At 69.2% G+C, this 2,066-nt stretch carries 2 protein-coding genes, 1 tRNA gene and 2 pseudogenes; all 5 read left to right on the top strand.

All coding sequences use genetic code 11. The features are described 5' to 3' along the window. A pseudogene (locus tag RMO97_RS17345) lies at positions 1–78 on the top strand (septum formation inhibitor Maf); the annotation flags it as partial. Beyond that, the gene (locus tag RMO97_RS17340; protein WP_310542270.1) at positions 75–1,106 is read left to right on the top strand and encodes a ribonuclease E/G; all 1,032 of its coding nucleotides are present in this window, start codon (positions 75–77) and stop codon (positions 1,104–1,106) included. The pseudogene RMO97_RS17345 and the gene RMO97_RS17340, both read left to right, overlap by 4 nt. Further along, positions 1,103–1,276 (top strand): DNA gyrase inhibitor YacG, encoded by a 174-nt coding sequence (gene yacG, locus RMO97_RS17335; protein WP_304699703.1) that lies wholly within the window; start codon positions 1,103–1,105, stop codon positions 1,274–1,276. Before RMO97_RS17340 ends, yacG begins: the two co-directional genes overlap by 4 nt. Positions 1,277–1,430: 154 nt before the next feature. Beyond that, a tRNA-Phe gene (locus tag RMO97_RS17330) sits at positions 1,431–1,506 on the top strand. A gap of 92 nt (positions 1,507–1,598) precedes the next feature. Beyond that, a pseudogene (locus RMO97_RS17325) lies at positions 1,599–2,066 on the top strand (NADP-dependent malic enzyme); the annotation flags it as partial.

Raw genomic sequence — 2,066 nt, 5'->3', positions numbered from 1 at the left:
TCCTATCCGGCGGTGGTCGGCCTGCCGCTCTATGAGACGCTCAACCTGCTGACCGGCCTGGGATACGTGCGGCCATGAGCGTGCGGAAACTCTATCTGGACCGGGGAATCGGTGAGACCCGCGGCGTCGTGACCTTGGACGGCGCGTCGGAGCGTCTGCTGATCGCCCGCGATGGCGACAGCCCCCTGACCCAGCTGGGCGCGCGGCTGGTGGGCCGGGTGCGCAAGGTGGAGCCGGCCTTCGCCTCGGCCTTCATCGATCTCGGCGGCGTCGAGGCCCTGATGGCCTTCAAGCCGGACGCTCGGCCCGTGGAGGGCCACGCCATCGAGGTGGAGATCCGCAGCGAGCCGCGCGACGGCAAGCTGGCCACCTTGCGCCTGATCGGCCCGGCCGAGGGCAAGCCGCGCCTGCTGACCGCCGCTCCGGACATCGCCGAACAACTCACCTTCTTCGCCCGCGACACCCCGATCATTGAGGGCCGGGAGGCCCGCGCCATGGCCGACGCCGCCGAGGCCGAGGCCCTGGAGACCCTCCACCCGCTGCCCGGCGGCGGCGACCTGGCCATCGAGCCGACCCGCGCCCTCGTCGCCATCGATGTCGATGTGGGCGAGCGCAAGGGTCAGGACGTCAAGCGCGTCACCCGCCAGGCCAACCACACGGCGCTCGCCGAATCCGCCCGTCTGCTGCGCCTGAAGGGTCTGGGCGGCATCGTGGTCATCGACCTGGTGGGTCGTGGCCATGACGGTAACGCCTTGCTGACCGCCGCCCGCACCGCCTTCGCGCCGGACAATCCCGGCGTCGCCATCGGCCCCGTGGGGCGCTTCGGCACCATGGAGATGACCGTGCCGCGCCGGGGCCGCGCCATCCGCGACATCCTGGGCGATGGGGCAGGGGGGCTTTCCGACCTGACCCTGGCCCTGCGCCTGATCCGCCGCCTGGAGGCCGCCGCCGCCAGCGATCCCGGCGGGCGCCTCGTGGTCACCTGCGCGCCCTCGGTGGCCCAGGCGGCCAAGCCCTATGCTGAGACCCTTGCGTCGCGGATCGGCGCTCGGTTCGTCATCGAGACGAACTCCGACGGGCCCCGCGACCGCCTGGATGTGCGATGACCGCCGCCCCCTGTCCCATCTGCAAGAAGCCCGGCTCCACGGAGTATCGGCCCTTCTGCTCGCGCCGCTGTTCCGACGTGGACCTGCAGCGCTGGCTGGTGGGAAGCTATGCGATTCCGGTGGAGGAGGACGAGGCCGACAGCCTCCACGACGAGGATGACGGGAATTGATGCTCCTCGCTGGACACCGCCCCGACCCTCTTTTATAGACGCGGCTCCCGCGAAGGCGGGGCACGGAGCGTGACAGCCTGAAGTGGATACCGGTTCAGGCGACCGTCGCGCTCCTACTAAGAATTCCGAGCCTTTTCCTTCGAAAAGGCTCCGGGCCTGGGTAGCTCAGTTGGTAGAGCAGTGGATTGAAAATCCACGTGTCGGTGGTTCGAATCCGCCCCCAGGCACCATTACTTCCGAACATCATGACGCCCCCGTCGGCCCTAGGCCTTGAAGATGACGCCGCATCGTCGCAGAGGTCGCCTCAGGAGACCTGACGCCCATGGACGACGACTTCCGCAAGGCCGCGCTTGACTATCACCGGCTTCCCCGACCGGGGAAGCTGTCGGTGGAGCCCACCAAGCGCATGGACACCCAGCGCGACCTGGCGCTCGCCTATTCCCCCGGCGTCGCCGCGGCCTGCGAGGCGATCGTGGCCGATCCGGCGGCGGCCGACCAATTCACCGCGCGCGCACACCTAGGGGCGGTGATCTCCCACGGTACGGCGGTCCTGGGCCTGGGCAATATCGGGCCGCTCGCCAGCAAGCCGGTAATGGAGGGCAAGGCGGTGCTCTACAAGAAGTTCGCCGGCATCGACGTGTTCGATCTGGAGATCGACGCCCTCGACCCCGACCGCTTCGTCGACATCGTCGCCTCCCTGGAGCCGACCTTCGGCGGGATCAACCTGGAGGACATCAAGGCGCCGGAGTGCTTCGCCATCGAGCGGGCCCTGCGCCAGCGGATGAACATC

The sequence above is a fragment of the Phenylobacterium sp. genome (assembly GCF_031425575.1).
Taxonomy (GTDB): Bacteria; Pseudomonadota; Alphaproteobacteria; order Caulobacterales; family Caulobacteraceae; genus Phenylobacterium.
The sequence above is the reverse complement of the archived record's forward strand: the minus strand, read 5'-3'. Positions and strand labels throughout refer to the sequence as shown.

Excerpts from the sequence above, each read along its gene's own strand:
- RMO97_RS17340 (WP_310542270.1), top strand. The coding sequence starts at position 75 with ATGAGCGTGCGGAAACTCTATCTGGACCGGGGAATCGGTGAGACCCGC.
- yacG (WP_304699703.1), top strand. The coding sequence starts at position 1,103 with ATGACCGCCGCCCCCTGTCCCATCTGCAAGAAGCCCGGCTCCACGGAG.